This is a genomic window from Nocardia lijiangensis NBRC 108240, assembly GCF_001613045.1.
GTDB lineage: Bacteria > Actinomycetota > Actinomycetes > Mycobacteriales > Mycobacteriaceae > Nocardia > Nocardia lijiangensis.
Genome location: NZ_BDBP01000075.1, coordinates 15,381 through 31,544 on the forward strand (window position 1 = coordinate 15,381; position 16,164 = coordinate 31,544).

Here is a 16,164-nt window from a genome sequence, read left to right on the forward strand (position 1 = left end):
GTGCTGAGCTCAGCGTGTCAGTGCTGAGCTCAGCGCGTCAGCCCGGCCACCGCCAGCTGGGACCACGCGCCCGGTACGTCGGTGTCCTCGTCCGTTGTGAAAGCCGCGGTTGCCAGCTCGCGTGTCACCGAACCGGATTCGGCGGCGGCGACCAGATCGGCGACCGCAGGGCGGGACGCCGACGCGCCGAGCACACCGCACACGATGTCGACCACCGTCGCCGGTGTCCACAAGCCGGGGATCGCCGCGCCGATGGTGATCGGCGCCGGTGACTGCCCGCTCGACCAGCCCGTGCCATCCCACCAGTAACAGAACGACAGCTGCGCCGTGAACGCGCGGTGGTTCAGCGCCGCGCCGTCGAGCCAATCCGGGGCGCCCGCGTAGTACTCCGGGACTGGTGCGCCGTCGTTGTAGGCCGCGGCCAGTTCCGGATCGTCCCACAGCCCGCCGGACAGCACCGCCCGGCCGCGGGGCAGCAGGTGCAGCGTCGAGCCGCTTCCGTCGGCTCCCTCGAAGGCCGCGGTGGAACCGAGGATCCGAGGCCCCCACTCGGTGCCGATCGCCACCGCCGCGGCGGCCACCGTCGCCCACCGCGCCCACACCGTCGGCGCCGTGAGAAACGGGACGGGCATCGCGGGTGCGCGGTCGAGCTGGGCACGGGCCAGCACCCGAGGCAACTGCTGCCCATCGTGGTCGACCCTGAGCCGCCCAGCCAGCCACACGGGCAGCCGCTCGCGGGAAAAGTGCTCGAGATCCGCCCGGTAGGCCGCGGTAGGCAAGAGCCGCTCGACCGGAAACGCGACGTCGCCGTAGCCGAATTCGCAAGTGGGTGTGCCCGTTCGATCGCGCACCACGGTGACATGCCACCACGCCCACCCGTCCGGACGCACCGTCACCATTCGCAGCGCCTGGACCAGTTCCACTGCCGCCGTGGGTATTTCGGCGGCGAGAGGCTCGCCGTGGACCAGGAACACCGCATCGCCGGATACCGCTGCCACCGTCACCGAGAACCCCATCCGCAACTGCTGCCAGTCCGGCGGGGCCGTGGGCAACAGCAGGTCGGTGATGGCGGTGACGAGTTCGTCAGCGGACCGGCGCATTTCGGCTGCGCGATCCTCGGCTGTGTGATCGTCGTCTGCCGTCGGAGAGGCAGACTCGGGGGCGGGCGTGGATGCCGATGCGGCTGTGCCGATACCGAATTCCGTGGTCAATGTGAAGGCCACATCGGGGCTGTCCGGCTCGCCTTGCGCCGCGTCGAGCGCACGGTCATGGTTGTCGAGGCTCATCGTCGTCGCCTAGTTCGCGGGGATCGCCCGAAACTTCGGGCTCGCAGTCATCTTCGGGTTCCGGCGCCGGATGTTCAGATGTTCCCCCTGGCAGCCAGAAGTCGTAGGTGGGTGGTAGCAGCGCGGTGAACGGGTCGGGCATGCCATGCGCGAGCGGGAGTTTCCTGGACTTGGGCTTTCCGCTCATATAGCCGCCGTCGAGCAGCGTTCGTTCGGTGCGGATGCTGGCCTCGAAGTCGGTGAGTTGCCGCTGTAGTCGCCGCTCGGCCGCCCCGGACGACTGCTCGAGTTCTTCGTGGTCGGCGTGCGACCGTTCGACCTCGATACGGCGCTGGCCGATCTCGCGCCGTAGCTGCTCCTCGTGGGCGAAGGGGTGCGTGGTACCGCCACGGCCTTGGTCAGCGGAATGCGCGGCGCTCGCCGCTGCCGCGCGCCCGGCGTCCCCGAGGTCCGCCATTGCCCTGCGCACGTCGGCCATGGCGCGCTCGCGGACGCCGATCGCCACGTCGAGCTCGCTGCTGGTTCTGGTGAGCTGCCGGTCGATGACGGCCAGGTGAGCGGTCTCGTCCTCGATCGTGCGGTCCTGCGCGTTCAGACTGCTCTCCAGCTCGGCGATCCGTTGCCGTTGCCCGTCGGGGGTGTCGCCGTGGGCGGTCCGCGCCCGATCCAAGTCCGCCTTGGTCGCTTCCCTGGCCGTCTTCGCGTCGGCCAGGGCTTCTCGATGCATGGTGCGTTGTTCGACGAGATCGTTGAGTCCCCGCCCTACCGCGCGCTTGTACGCACTGGTGACCTGTATGTCCGCGTCCCGCAGAGTGTTGATGCGCGCATCCGCCACGGCCAGGCTGCTCCGGAGTGTCGCCACCGTCGGGTCCTCGGCCTGCTGGGCAGGGCCGGGACGAGGCTGCTGCTGCCCGCCGCTGTGCTCATTGTCGTTGCGCGAGGGCACGTTACCGGTCGAGTCGGTGGTCGAAGGCGTGCGGCCGTGCCCGGATGCGGTGGGCGATGCCGTCGTGATCTCGGATTCGCCGACCTGCGTCCGCACGCCAGGGTTCTGCGCCTGGTTCTCGGCCGAGCTGCTGCCGCCGGAGTTCTGCGCTCGGCTCCCCGCCGAGGTCGCGTTGTCGATGTTGTCGCTATCGGGTTTCGGCAGTGGTGGTAGTGGTTTTTCTTCAGGCAGTGGCGGTAGTGGTTTTTCGCGGTCGGGGTGTGGCCTCGGCGGCGTGGTCGCGGCCAGGTCGCTGTGCCGGTCGACCGCTTCCAGTCGGCTCTGGATGCGCGCCTGCGTCGCGGCGTCGGCATCGATGGCCTCGTCCAGCCGTTGCCGGGTCCGGACAACGGCATCGTGCGCGGCCGGATCGTCCGGCGCCGCGGCCGCGCGGTCGCGTGCCCGAACGTTCGCCAGTTCGGCATCGAGTACCGCCCGGCGCGCGTCGGCGACTTCCTTGATCCGGCTGCGCTGTTCGTTGACGAACGCATCGCGGTGCGCCCGCCGATCGACGGGTCCGCTGTCCGGTGTGCGCTCGGCCTCGCGGACCGCCGCCCGATCCTGGGCGCGCGCCGCCTGGTATCCGTGATCGTCGCGCGCTCGGATCTTGGAGATCAGTTCGTTCGAGGACTCGAGCGCAAGCCGGCGGCCATGGCCCGCGGCCGGAGCATCGGCAGCAGCTCCGAGGCCCGCCGGCGCCGTATTGTGCTGTGCCGCATCGTCGGCCCTGGTCGCCACCGGTTCCTGCCCCCGCATGCCGATATAGCCGCGCTGCGCGCCGATCAGTGAATTGCTCGACAGCGCGCCGATGAGCCCGACCGTGGGGTCGAACGATCCGGTGAACCCCATGGCGATGCCGCCACCGACCAGGGTGGAGACGACCGTCGGCACTGTGCCGGACACCAGGCCGAGGCCGGCGCCCCACATCCCCGCGGTCGGGTCCTTGCCCCGGCTCGTCAATAGCCTGCCGCCGTATTTGCTCAGGTTGGTCGCGACGAGCGCACCCGCGTACCAGCCGCCGGTCGACGCGGCGACCGACATCCCGAATTGGGTGGCGTCGAACTCGTCGCGATGGCCCTTCGATATCTGTATTCCCTGGATCGTGGAGTCGAGGCCGCCTGCCCAGATGAGGTTGTTCACCGCCTTCGAGATGAGGAATTGCACTGTGTCGGCGGGGAGTTCGGCGAGCGTGCGCGCGGTGGTCGCCCGGAAGCCGGCGTCGACGAAGGTCTTGAAGAGTCCAGGGGTCGCTTTCGCGGTGAGCGCCGTCGGGTGTTTGGCGACCAGCCCGGCGATGCGCCCCGGTTCGTCCGTCAACCGGGGCAGATACCTGAGCGTCTTCACCAGGTATTCACCCACATGCGGGATATTGCCGAGCGCGGCGAGCGTGCGATTGCTCACCCGGTACAGCGTGGCGCGAGTGGCGCCGATCGCCGCGGCCTCGACGGCGGGTGCGGTCGGCGGCCAGAGCCACGCACCCGCGATCTGCGCGGCCAGCATCGTGACCGCGAAGATCGTCATCAGTTTGGTGGCTTCCAGCGTGGTCGCCGCGTTGCGGGTCGAGGTGCCGACCTGACGGAAGTCCTCGACCAGCTGTTGGACCGAATGGTCGCCGGTCTGCAGCTGATGGAGCGCCGCCGCTATCCGGTCGCGGCCCGCACCGGATTCGTAGCCGCTCAGGGCGCGGCCCTCGGCCATCTGGATGGCCGGAAGGACCTGCCGCTCCAGGTCTTCGGCGGCGGCCAGCCAGGCTTGGGCCATGGCGAACATGCGATCCTCGTCGCCGTCCGGCCACACTTGGCCGACCACATAGGTCAGAAAACGCAGTTCTTCCGGCCAATGCAATGACATCGGCGTCCGTCAGAACGCGCTGGAATTGCCGAACTCGGCGGACTCGGAGGTCTTCGCGGCCTGGATCAATCCGTTCCCGAAATCCTCGACAGTTTTCACCATTTCCCGGCCGCCGCTCAGCAGGTTGTTCCGGGAACTGCGGTAGCCGTTCTCGCCGTCGGCGAATTCCTTGCCGTAGGAGTCCTTACCCCACGTTTCCGTACCGTAGGAGTCGATGGCTTCCGACAGGATATTCACCGTGGTCTCGAATGCGGTCTTCGCCGCGATCAATTCCGTGCCGCCCGCGCGCACATCTTCGGGGGTGACAATGATTGTTTCCGACAAGTTACCCACCTTGTCTTGATTGGGACCGGGTTCGGCGAAATGCCGGTGCCGGTGGGTGATCTCCTTTGTGTATATCACGGTTTCGTTGGGCGGAAAAGGGATTCGGCGGGAAGTGCGCCGGATCAGGCGCCGGACGGGAACACGCCGGGGAACTCGCGAGTGACCACCGAGCCGACGTAGCGCTCGACGAATCGGCCGACCACCGTCGCGGTGATCGCGCCAGGCCGGGTACGTACCGAGTCCAGTTGTGCCGTGAGGGTCTCCACATCCCGTTCGCCGCGATCCGAGCGCTGGAACTCTCGGACCGCGGTGCGCACGAAGATGTCGGTGAACTGCCGCGCGATATGGTCACAGTCGATGCGCAGCTGGTCGATCTCATCGAGCGCGCGATCGATCGTCACCCCGGCGTCGAGCAGCTGGTCGAACACCTCGACGAGCGCGGGCTCGGCCACTCGGTAGGTGGCTTGATCGACCGGTTCGTACAGCCCGGCCGCCACGGCCCTGGCAAGCCCGTCGGGGACGGCTTCGAACCGTTCGGCGAGGTCGGCGGCAGGAACGAGTGCTCCCGGCGTCGCGCCCTGCGGCGGCGGGGGAGTGGGAGTCGCGGCAACGCCGAGCACATCGGCGAGATCCTCGCCCCGGTCCCAGGCTTCCAGCAGCCTGCGTACTCCGTTCAGGGTGATCCCGCGCTCGAGCAGCCGCTCCACGATCTGGATCCGATTGAGGTGCTCCTCGCCGTAGAAACCGGTGCGGCCCTTCATCTTCGGCGGAGGTAGCAGGCCGCGCTCGTTGTAGTCGCGCAGCGTCCGCACCGTCATCCCCGATCGCTCGGCCAGATCGCTGATCGTCAGCTCCACTTCCATCGCCATGCCTCCAGGAAACCACAGGTGAACAGTTCGGCCGGCGCTGCGGTCTCCCCTGCCAACAGGGCTGGTGACTGGTTCAATCACCGCCACATCGAGATCGGCAGGGTCACACCGGGTCACATCACCGCTCTTGTTTACGCCATCGGTTGACGGTATGTTCCATCAACTAACGGCATGATCCGATGGAGAAGGAAGGCCACATCATGACTACCGTTAGGCCGCAAGGCATTTCGACGTCCCACGAGACACCGGAAGACGAGGACGCCGGCTATCACAAGGCGCTACGTCCGCGCCAGCTGCAGATGATCGCCATCGGCGGCGCCATCGGCACCGGCCTCTTCCTCGGCGCGGGCAGCCGGTTGAGGGAGGCCGGCGCCGGCCTGTTCATCGTCTACGCGGTCTGCGGCGTTTTCGTCTTCTTCATCCTTCGCGCGCTCGGCGAGCTGGTGCTGCACCGCCCGTCGTCGGGGTCGTTCGTCTCCTACGCTCGCGAGTTCTACGGGGAGAAGCTGGCCTTCGGTGTCGGCTGGATGTACTTCTTCCACTGGTGTATGACCGGCATCGTCGACATCACGGCGATCGCCACCTATGTGCACTACTGGGGCGCGACCAAGGTGGTCCCCCAGTGGACGATCGCGCTGGCCGCGTTGGTGATCGTCGTGCTGATCAACATGGTCTCGGTGAAGTGGTTCGGCGAGATGGAGTTCTGGGCCGCGCTGATCAAGGTGGTCGCGCTGGTCGGCTTCCTGGTGATCGGCATGGTGTTCCTGCTCGGCCGGTTCCCCATCGAGGGTTCGGACACCGGGCCCAGCGTTATTACCAACAGCGGCGGGCTGTTCCCGAGTGGTGTCCTGCCGCTGGTGCTCACCATCACCGGCGTCGTATTCGCTTATGCGGCAGTGGAACTCGTCGGAACCGCCGCGGGTGAGGCGGAGAGTCCGGAGAAGATCATGCCCCGGGCGATCAACTCGGTCATCGCCCGCATCGCCCTCTTCTATGTCGGCTCGCTGGTCTTGCTGGCGCTGCTGTTGCCCTACGACGCTTTCCAGAAGGGCACCAGCCCGTTCGTGACCTTCTTCGCCAAGCTTGGCGTCGGTGGCGCCGGTTCGGTGATGAATTTGATCGTGCTCACCGCGGCGTTCTCCAGCCTCAACGCCGGTCTGTACTCGACCGGGCGCATCCTGCGTTCGATGTCGGTGAACGGCAGCGCTCCCGCCATCGCGGCACGCATGTCCAAGAACGGCGTGCCGTACGTGGGTATTCTCGCCACCGCCGTCGTCGCGCTCGCCGGAGTCGGTCTCAACGCGGCCGTTCCGGAGCAGGCATTCGAGATCGTGCTGAACATGTCCGCCCTCGGCACCATCGCCGCCTGGGCCGCGATCCTGATGTGCCAGCTGAAATTGTGGGGATGGGCGCGGGAAGGCCGGATACAGCGACCCGCGTTCCGACTGATCGGCGCGCCGTACACGAGCATCGCGGCGCTGGTGTTCCTGGCCGGTGTCGTCGCGATCATGCTCTTCGGTCCCGACCCGACCCAGCGCGGCGCGGTCATCGCGATGGGTGTGGTCGTGCTGCCGCTGATGTGCGGTGGCTGGTTGCTGGTCCGCAAGCGCGTGTCAGCCATCGCCGCGCTGCGTGACGGGCACACCGGGCAGTTCCCGGTGCTCGCCGAACGACCGCTGGAACACCGCGGCTAGTGCCATGACGAACGACGTGCAGGGCGGGGCAACGGTGCCACCGAACGAACCGGACGTGCCGGTGCTGAAGATCCGAGAAGTGCCGGAGGACAAGCGTTTCTGCTGGAAGTGCCATCGCCCGGTCGGGCGCGGCGATGAGCATGGACCCGGCTCGCTGCGGGGCGCCTGCGGGCAGTGCGGCGCACCGTTCAACTTCCGCGCCGCCCTGCGCGAAGGCGACGTGATCGCCGACCAGTACGAGATCACCGGTTGCCTGGCCTACGGCGGTGTCGGCTGGGTGTTCCTGGCCAGGGACCGCCACGTGGCCGGACGCTGGGTGGTGCTGAAGGGCCTGCAGAATCCGCAGGACATCGATGCCCACTTGACGGCACTGGTGGAACGGCAGTTCCTATCCGAGCTCGCGCACCCGAGCATCGTCGCCATCTACAACTTCGTCACCCACCGCAGCGGCGACGGCACCACCAGCGGCTACATCGTCATGGAGTACGTCGTCGGCAGGTCCCTGGATGTGGTGCTGGAACAGCGTGCGCCCGAACCGCTTCCGGTCGCCGATGCGATCTCCTACGTGCTGGAGATCCTGCCCGCACTCGGCTACATCCATACGCGCAGACTCGCCTACAACGACCTCAAGCCGGCCAACATCATGGTCGGACGGGACGAGGTGCGGCTGATCGATCTGGGCGCGGTATCCGCGCTGCAGTCGGGCGGGAGCCTGTACGGAACGCCCGGGTATCAGGCGCCGGAAGTGACCTCGACCGGGCCGACGGTGGCATCCGATATCTACACCGTCGGGCGGACACTGGCGGTGCTCACTCTGCCCGGCCGGTGCGTCGGCTCGCTACCGGAGGACGCGCCGGTGCTGCGCCAGTACCCCGCTTTCGCGAAACTGCTCTACCGGGCGACTGCCGAGGACCCCGCCCGCCGATTTCCCTCGGTGGCGGCGCTGTCCGATCAGCTCCGCGGTGTGCTGCGGATGGTGTGTTCCCGCGACGGCGGTGGCTCCGATCCGCACATCTCGACGGTCTTCGGGTCTGTTCGCAGCGACTTCTGCACCAACGACGGGTTCGACGCAGCCGAGCTCGCCGCCGCACTGCCGATCCCGCTGATCGATTCGGACGATTCCGGGTGGCGGATCGACTGGTACGACGGGATAACGGCGCTGACGACCGGACGACTCGCGCTGGCGTATGTGCGGTTCGACCATGTGAGCGCCATGGTGCCAGGTGAGTTCGCTCCACTGCTCGCGCTCGCGGCGACGGCGGAACTACGCGCCGCCGACGCAGCCGACCAAGGGCAGCGGCAGCACTGGTACCGGCGTGCCACCGACCACTACCGCACGGTGTGGCAGGCCGACCACACGGTGGTCGCCGCGGCCTTCGGGCTGGCCAGGCAGCAGCTGCGCGACGGGGACACGGTCGCGGCGATCAATGTCGTGCGGCAGGTGCGAAAGGCAGTGCCGCACAACGACCTCGCGACCCGGATCTTCGGGCAGCTGGTCGCCGTACTGCCACTCACCGACCTCACCCAGGGACTGCTGGACGAGGCGGCGGCCGGTCTCGCGGCCCTGCCCGCCGGACCGCACGTCCTGGAACTGCGTGTCGTGGTGCTGCAGCGCGCGCTCGACTGGTGGTGCGCGGGCGGCGAGCCCGGCTCATGCGACGACGCGATCTTCGGCCATCCCTATACCGAGCGCGGCCTGCGCTGCGGCCTCGAAGCGGCCCTGCGCGAGCTCGCCTTCGCGACGCCGGACCGGCTGACCCGGTTCGCCCTGGTGGATCGGGCCAATGCCGTGCGCGTCCGCACCCGGTGGTGAACGACCGATGAACAGCGACAACAACTGGAGGTATTCGATGTCTGCCGAAACGCGCATCGAGAAGGACTCGCTCGGCGAGCTCAGCGTGCCCGCCGCGGCGTACTACGGCGTCCATACGGCACGGGCGATGGCGAACTTCCGGGTCACCGGACAGGCGATGAGCACCTATCCCGCGCTGATCGCCGCGCTGGCCACGGTGAAACAGGCCGCGTGCCAGGCCAATCGCGATCTCGGCCTGCTCGACGAGCGCCGAGCCGATGCCATCGTGGCCGCCTGCACCGAACTGCGGCGCGGGCGATTGCTGTCCCAATTCCCGATCGACATGCTCCAGGGCGGGGCGGGTACCTCGTCGAATATGAACGCCAACGAGGTGATCGCCAACCGGGCGCTGGAGATCCTCGGCTTCGAACGCGGGAACTACACCGAGCTCGATCCGCTGGCGCACGTGAATCTCGGCCAATCCACCAACGATGTCTACCCGACCGCGATCAAGCTGTGCCTGGTGACCCATATCCGGATCCTGAGCGCGGCGCTCGGTGGTCTGGCCGTGCAATTCGACCGCAAGGCAACCGAATTCGCCGACGTGATCAAGATGGGGCGCACCCAGCTGCAGGACGCGGTGCCGATGACCCTCGGTCAGGAGTTCGGCGCCTACGCCACCATGGTGCGCGAGGACCGCGCCCGGCTCGCCGAAGGCGCGCTGCTGCTGCTGGAATGCCATCTCGGAGGCACCGCCATCGGCACCGGGATCAACGGGCACCCCGACTATCCGGAGCTGGCCTGCCGTTACCTGGCCGAGCTGTCCGGTGAACCGGTCGTCCAAGCGGCCGACCCGATCGAGGCGACCCAGGACTGCGGCGGCTTCGTGCAGGTATCGGGCATTCTCAAGCGGGTCGCGGTGAAGCTGTCCAAGATCTGCAACGATCTGCGGCTCGTCTCCTCCGGTCCGGTGGCAGGCCTGCGCGAGATCAATCTGCCTGCCGTGCAGGCCGGTTCGTCGATCATGCCGGGAAAGGTGAACCCGGTGATCCCCGAACTGGTCAACCAGGTGGCGTTCGAGGCGATCGGCAACGACCTGACGGTCACCATGGCGGCCGAGGCCGGGCAGCTCCAGCTCAACGCGTTCGAACCGGTCATCATCTACAGCATGCTCCGGTCACTGACCCACCTCAGCGCCGCTATCGATACCTTGGCCACCGACTGCGTCGCGGGCATCACCGCCAATCGCGGGCATCTCGCCGAGGGCGTGCACAACTCGATCGGTGTGGTCACCGCGCTGTCACCGCGCTTGGGCTACAAGGCATGTGCGCGGGTGGCCGAAAAGGCCCTTGCCACTGGCGAATCGATCGCCGACATCGTGGTTGCCGAAGGCGTGTTGAGCCGGGAGCAGGTCGACGAGTTGCTCTCGATCCGCCGGCTGGCGGGTTTGCCGCCGGTCCCCGACCGCGGTACGCCGGACCGGGTAATTTGATGTCCACGGTCGGACATGTGATGTCTGGAATTGGACAAAGGGCACGTGATGACACTCGAGATGGACCCGCTCGCGCACACCGCCGACACGGCGAGCACGCGGGCCGAGCCGATGTGCCTGGGTCGCTGGCGTCGTCGCCTTGTGCTGCTGACCCTATGTGCAGCCGCGTTCATGATCAGCTGGGACACCGCGATGCACAGCATCGCGGTACAGACCCTGCTGCGGCAGCTGGGGGACCGGCCCAATATAGCGATATCGCAGTGGCTTCCGGCTGCGCATGTGCTGACGTACGTCGGGCTCCTGCTGGTCGGCGGCGCGCTCGCCGACCGGCTCGGAGCCAAGCGGGTCATGGTCGGCGGCTACCTGGTGTATCTCGTCGGCACCGCGATCCATCTGGCTGTTCCGGAAACTCCGATCGCCTTGCTAATCGGGCGAGTGGCCATCGGCGCGGGCTCCGCGGCCGTCCTGCCCGCGACGCTGGCGATGGTTGTGCTCGTCTACGGCGAAGGAAGCCGCAGGGCGCGCGCCGTCACGGCGTGGGCAGGCTGCTCCGCGGCGGGCGTGATGCTGACTCTGCTGATCACCGCAGTGGTGCTGAACCAGGTGTATTGGCCGAACGCGATGGCGGGGTTGACGGTAGTAAATCTTCTGGTGCTGTTCGGGGTGCTCGCGATCGTCCCGGCCGTCCCGGCCGACCCGGCGAGTCCGGTCGACTGGCCCGCGGTCGTCACCATGACGCTGTCCGGTGGATTCCTCGCGCTCGCGCTGTACCAGGCGCCCAAGTGGGGCTGGACGTCTCCTGGATTCGCGATCGCGCTTGGCATCGGGGCGGTGCTCGCGGTCGTGGCGGCGGCTATTCGGCGCGGTGGTTCGCTGCCGCACGACTGGCTGCTGAGTGCCGAGCCGCGCGTGCGGCTCGTGATGCTCGCGCTCGGGACGGCGATCGTGGCGATGTTCGGCATGGTGTTCCTGGTCATTCAGTACCTCCAGGTGCTCGGGGGCCGAGTGCCGGTGGTCGCGGGCCTCGCCCTATTCCTACCCGCATGCCTCGCCACCGCGATCGGTGCGAAGCTGGGTGCGGCACTGCAGCGCGCGGGTTGGGTGGTCGCCGCGGTGATCATCGGTTCGACCGCGATCATGGACGGGCTCGCCATCGGCCTGACCGCGGGTGAGCCGGGTGACCTCGCCCCGCTCGTCGTCATGGTGACGGTGACGGGCCTGGGTTGCGCCCTCGTGCTCGGCATCGCGCTGGAGGTGGTGAGCGCGGTGCACCCGGCATCGCGCACCGGCATTCCGTGGGCAGCGCAGCTGATGCTCGTGCAGCTCAGCGGTCTGCTCGGGGCCGCGATCGTCGGTGGCCTCGTCGAGCGCGGCTATCAAGCGCGCTTCGTTGTCCCGGCCGATGTGCTGGCCATCGGCGGTGCGGGCATCGGTCGCGATCCGGTCGGAGACGGGGTGCGGGCAGTCGCCCTCGCGGACGATCAACTCGGTGCGCCGCTCGGCGTCGCCGTCCGTAACGCGTTCGTCTCCGGCTATCGCGACGGGCTGCTCGCCATCATCGCGGTCGTCGCCGCTGTCGTGGTCGTCATGCTCGTCGCCAGCGTGCTGGCGCGGAAATCGAACGCAGCACCGCAAAACCGGTAGCGCGCACTGATGAATTCCCGGACGCGGCGGCCGGGGTAGGAGACTTCTTTCCAACACTCATTGATCGTGGGTGGCTGCTGCGTTGAGTAATGTTCAAAATTCGGGCCCTTTCGCCTTGTGGCGAGAGTGTCTGCCCAGGTAGATGTCCTGTTTTCGAGTCAGATCAAGAATCTGATCAATCCTCAAGAAGTTCTAAAGATTCTTCGCAATTTCTATGCGATGCATAAGCCGATGTAAATTCCAGAAGATCGATTGACGAATTCGGAATTGTGCGCATAATTGTGTCCGGAGACTTACCGAAAGGCCGGGATCTGCCATGCGGAATACCGAACCCACTTCTCTCGCACGTCGCGCCGACGGTCGTGCGGGCGGGGCGCGACGTGCCTCGTCCCGTTCGTCGGCCGAGGAGGCGCTGACGCGGTTGCGAGCCGAGCGGGCACAGCTCGAGCAAGGGCGGCTGTTCTGGGGGAATCTCGTGGAGGAAGCCGAGCAGCTGCACGAGGAGATCGGCGCGCTGCACGAGGAGCTCCGTGAGATCTACCGGCAGCTGGGCGGACTGCGCAGGCGGTTCCCCAGCTTGCCTCCTGCGCCGCGGCTTTCCGGACACCTGCCGGTGGCTTTCGCGCCATTGCCGGCGAGCGGCCCCCGGCCCACTGCGCCGCAAGCCACAGCATGACTGTAGGCATGACGTAGCCGGGTTATCTTGCACCTGCGGTAATCTCACCTACCGGTTGTCAGGTTGCGGGAAAGGGCCGGGGTGCTGCGTGTGGTGGTAGTGGAGGACGATGCTGGGATGGCCGAGGCCGTCATCGACGGACTGCGGGAGCATGGTTTCGGCGCTGTCGACCATCTGACCCACGGGCTCGATCTGCTGACCTCGCGCACCGCCTACGACGCGGTCATCCTCGACCTCGGCTTGCCCGACATCAACGGCTACCTCGTGCTGCGCCAGTTACGCAAGGTGAGCGACGTTCCCGTCATCGTCCTCACCGCCGAAGGCGACGAGTTCGCCGTCGTATCCTGCCTGCGGGCTGGCGCGGACGACTACATGGTCAAACCGCCGCGGGTCGGCGAGCTGGCCGCGCGACTCGAATCGGTCGTGCGGCGCTCGCGGGCCACCGAACCGGACCCGTCGGCCGTGGTCACCGGAGATGTCGAGGTGGACTTGGCCGCGCGCTCCGTCGAGGTGGCCGGGGAGCCGATATCGCTGACGCAGAAGGAATTCGCCGTCACCCGGGTGTTGGTCGAGCACGCCGGCGTCGCGGTGGGGCGTGACAAGATCATGACCGAGGTCTGGGGCAAGACAACCCCGGCGACCTCCCGTTCACTCGATGTCCATATCGGTGCGCTGCGGGCCAAGCTGAACCGGCCGGGGCTGATCAGCACGATCCACGGCTTCGGCTATCGCTGGTCGCGCTGAGAGGACCGCGGCGTGCGCGCTCGGCTGGTAACAGCGTTCACCGCGTTGGCGGCGCTCTGCATGATCTGCTTCGCAGTCGGCATCGCCGACGAACTGGCCACGAGCCGGACCCGCGGCCTGGTGATCGACCGGGTGCAGGACGCCAACCGATTCGGGGTGCTGGCCGGAACCGCCTCAGCCGACCTGTGCGACGAAGCGCAGAGCTACCGCGACAGCACCAGTAATGGGGTCCTCGTGCTCGGGGCCGACGGTGCGGTGCTGTGTGCCATCGGAGTGGACCGAGCCGACGAGCGGGTGCGTGCGGCTATCCGCGATCGCCACTGGCTCGAGATGCCGCGACCGCTGTATCCGTGGAACGCCGAGCCGATACTGGTCGCCCAGCCGATAGGGACTCCACCGCAGGTGGGTGGCGTGGTGGTGATCGCCGTCTCGACATCGGTGCCCCGCGCCGAGATCGTGGTCCGGTGGACTCAGCTGGCCTGCGTCACCGCGACGGCGCTGCTGGTGTTCTCCGGGCTGGCGCTGCTGGTGTCGGGCTGGATTCTGCGCCCGGTGTCCGGGCTGCTGCGCGCGGTCGACGCGCTCACCTCGACCCTGCCCGCGCAATGCGTCTCGCCCCGGCGGCCGCCGATGAGCGAAGGTCCGCCCGAGATCCTGCAGTTGGCGGCCGGTGTCGAGTCGGTGACGCGGGCGGTGGCCGCCTTGGCCGCCGCTGAGCGCCGACATGTGGTCGATACCGCCCATTCGCTGCGCAATCCGCTTGCGGCGCTCGCGGTTCGACTACAGGCGCTACAGCCCATGCTCGCCGCTGACGTGGCCGCCGCCACCTTCGTGAGCGTGGTGAGCGAAGTGGACCGGCTGACCGAGCTGCTCGACGGGTTGCTCACCTCCGCGGTCGCCGACGCCGAGGAGGGCAAGCAGGTCGGCCCGCCCGCCGCCGGGTGCGATGCGGTCGGGGTGGCCGCGGACCGGGTCGGCGCCTGGCACGACGCCTTCGTCCGCGCGGATATCACCCTGACATTCGAGCCGCTGGTCACGGCTGCGGAAACGAGCGTTCCCAGCAGTGTGCTCACGCAGATTCTCGATGTGGCGCTGAGCAATTCGGCGCGCTACGCCGGGGCGGGCGTGAGCGCCACGGTCACCGTCGATCGAGAAGCGGAGTCGGTCGTGGTGTCGGTGGCCGACACGGGGGTCGGCGTGTCGGCGGATGAGATCGACCTGCTCACAACAAGATTCTTCCGTGGCGCGCGGGCCGCGGCCGGTGGGTCGGGGCTCGGTCTGCAGATCGCCGCCACCTTGGCGGCGCAGCACGACGGCCTGCTGTTCATCGAATCGGCGCAGCCGCACGGGCTGGTGGTGATGGTGAGTCTGCCCGCCGTCACCGATCCGGCCGACCTTACATTTGGGTGAACTGCTGAAGAGACGGTGAACACTCCCGTTCTGGCACACGACCTCGGGGGCGCTCGCACGACGATAGGTGGGTGGCGCGCGGGCGATCCCCTCTTCAACACTCCTGCGCGACCGCCTCGTCAACCCTAAGGGCCGCGACGGCAAGTCGTGGTCCCAAGAGGGTTCAGCGCCGCCCCAGGACAAACAGTAAGGAATCGTGATGGCACCGCAGCCGAACAACGGCCACACGGTTCGGGTCGACCCCGACGCCCTGATCGACAAGGGCAAGAAGCTGGCGGAGTTGCCGAGCGCGCCGAACGGGCTGTTCGAGATTCTCACCAAACTGAGCGACAACCTGCAGCGCCTCGGGCAGCCATGGGGCGAGGACAAACTGGGTAAGCAGTTCTCCGAGGGCGCCGAGGGCTATCTGTCGGCGAAGGACTCGGTGGTCGGCAATGCCAGTACCGGGTCCGACGCGTCGGGTGCGGTGCCCGTCTACGGGCAGTTACTGGTGAACTACGGCCGCACGCTCGAGGAGGCGGGCAAGGTGTTCGCCAGCGGCGAGGACCTCTTTGCCGAGTGGATACTGAAGAACTACATCGACGAGGACGCCAAGGGTGATCCGGGACCGTACAAGGGGCCGCTCAGTTCCGATCCGAACTATGGCAAGAAGGATGAAGACAGCGGGAAAAACGGTCCTTCGGGACCACCGCCGCCTCCGCCTGGCGGGTATCAGGGGCCGGGTGATGGTGGTCCGGAGATCAAGATGCCCAGTGGTGGCGATACCGGCCCAGGCGCCTACGGGGCGGGACCCGGCACTGGTGGCACGAACGCCGGTGATCTCAGCGGTCCGCCGGTCGCGAACTACTCGACCGCGGGCATGTCCGGCCCCAACTCGCCACTCACCCTGAATACCGGTCCGGGGCAAGGCAATTCCGGCGACCTGTATGGCGGAACCGGCGCGTTGCCGAGTACGAAGGGCACTTCGCTGAATCCCGATTTCCCCGGGGGCGTGCCAGGCGTACTCGGGCCGAATGCGTACAAGCCGGCAATCGATCCGGTTACCGGTGCACCGCTGGACAAGTCGGGCGGTCAAGGCGGCGGCAAGGGCGGCGGTCTCGGCGGGACCATGGGTAGCCCGTCGCTCCGTGCGGCCGGGGCGTTCGACGGTGAGAAACTGGCGAACAAGAACGGGCAGAATGGCACCCAGGCCCGTGCGGCCGTGCCGGGCACCGGGATGATGCCGGGGGTGCCCGGCGGCGGGATGCCGCCCGGCAATCAAGGCGGCGCTGCGGGCGAAGGCAAAGAGAAGCGGCGCGACCGGCGCAAGGCTTCGCCGCAGGTGGACGAACAGGCGGACACTTCGGATTCGGGCGATCCGTGGCAGCGCTCTGGCTGGCGCACCGGTGATCGGTAGC

12 protein-coding genes are annotated in these 16,164 nt (G+C 67.7%); 8 read left to right on the forward strand and 4 right to left on the reverse strand.

Annotation, left to right across the window (positions count from 1 at the left end; all coding sequences use genetic code 11):
- Positions 1–29: 29 nt before the first annotated feature.
- The 4 genes from NL1_RS25935 to NL1_RS25950 all read right to left on the reverse strand — a co-directional run bounded on the left by NL1_RS25935 (position 30) and on the right by NL1_RS25950 (position 5,315).
- Positions 30–1,286: a hypothetical protein gene (locus NL1_RS25935; RefSeq protein WP_067844549.1), complete on the reverse strand. Its 1,257-nt coding sequence runs from the start codon at positions 1,284–1,286 to the stop codon at positions 30–32.
- Complete coding sequence (locus NL1_RS25940; protein WP_067844551.1) at positions 1,267–4,122, reverse strand: WXG100-like domain-containing protein; 2,856 nt, start codon at positions 4,120–4,122, stop codon at positions 1,267–1,269. The genes NL1_RS25935 and NL1_RS25940 overlap by 20 nt, the downstream gene beginning before the upstream one ends.
- A gap of 9 nt (positions 4,123–4,131) precedes the next feature.
- Complete coding sequence (locus NL1_RS25945; protein WP_156095052.1) at positions 4,132–4,446, reverse strand: hypothetical protein; 315 nt, start codon at positions 4,444–4,446, stop codon at positions 4,132–4,134.
- A gap of 122 nt (positions 4,447–4,568) precedes the next feature.
- On the reverse strand, positions 4,569–5,315 hold the full coding sequence (locus NL1_RS25950; protein ID WP_067844555.1) for a MerR family transcriptional regulator: 747 nt from the start codon (positions 5,313–5,315) through the stop codon (positions 4,569–4,571).
- Between the two features lie 200 nt (positions 5,316–5,515).
- On the opposite strand from NL1_RS25950, the gene NL1_RS25955 reads away from it, so the two are divergent.
- The 8 genes from NL1_RS25955 (at position 5,516) to NL1_RS25990 (ending at position 16,163) form a co-directional block, all read left to right on the forward strand.
- Complete coding sequence (locus NL1_RS25955; protein ID WP_067844573.1) at positions 5,516–7,009, forward strand: amino acid permease; 1,494 nt, start codon at positions 5,516–5,518, stop codon at positions 7,007–7,009.
- Between the two features lie 4 nt (positions 7,010–7,013).
- On the forward strand, positions 7,014–8,822 hold the full coding sequence (locus NL1_RS25960; protein ID WP_067844557.1) for a serine/threonine-protein kinase: 1,809 nt from the start codon (positions 7,014–7,016) through the stop codon (positions 8,820–8,822).
- Between the two features lie 37 nt (positions 8,823–8,859).
- A complete protein-coding gene (locus tag NL1_RS25965) occupies positions 8,860–10,293 on the forward strand; it encodes an aspartate ammonia-lyase (RefSeq protein WP_067844575.1) in 1,434 nt (477 codons plus the stop codon).
- 48 nt (positions 10,294–10,341) lie between these two features.
- A complete protein-coding gene (locus NL1_RS25970) occupies positions 10,342–11,937 on the forward strand; it encodes an MFS transporter (RefSeq protein WP_067844559.1) in 1,596 nt (531 codons plus the stop codon).
- A gap of 316 nt (positions 11,938–12,253) precedes the next feature.
- Positions 12,254–12,613, forward strand: a complete 360-nt coding sequence (locus tag NL1_RS25975) for a hypothetical protein (protein ID WP_067844561.1) — start codon at positions 12,254–12,256, stop codon at positions 12,611–12,613.
- Between the two features lie 84 nt (positions 12,614–12,697).
- Positions 12,698–13,357 carry a response regulator transcription factor gene (locus NL1_RS25980; RefSeq protein WP_067844577.1) on the forward strand — a complete coding sequence of 220 codons (660 nt, stop codon included), beginning with the start codon at positions 12,698–12,700 and terminating at the stop codon, positions 13,355–13,357.
- Positions 13,358–13,369: 12 nt separating this feature from the next.
- Positions 13,370–14,767: a sensor histidine kinase gene (locus tag NL1_RS25985; protein WP_067844563.1), complete on the forward strand. Its 1,398-nt coding sequence runs from the start codon at positions 13,370–13,372 to the stop codon at positions 14,765–14,767.
- A 199-nt stretch (positions 14,768–14,966) separates the two neighbouring features.
- Entirely contained in the window at positions 14,967–16,163 is a 1,197-nt protein-coding gene (locus NL1_RS25990) for a hypothetical protein (RefSeq protein ID WP_067844565.1), read from the forward strand.
- Position 16,164: the final 1 nt, after the last annotated feature.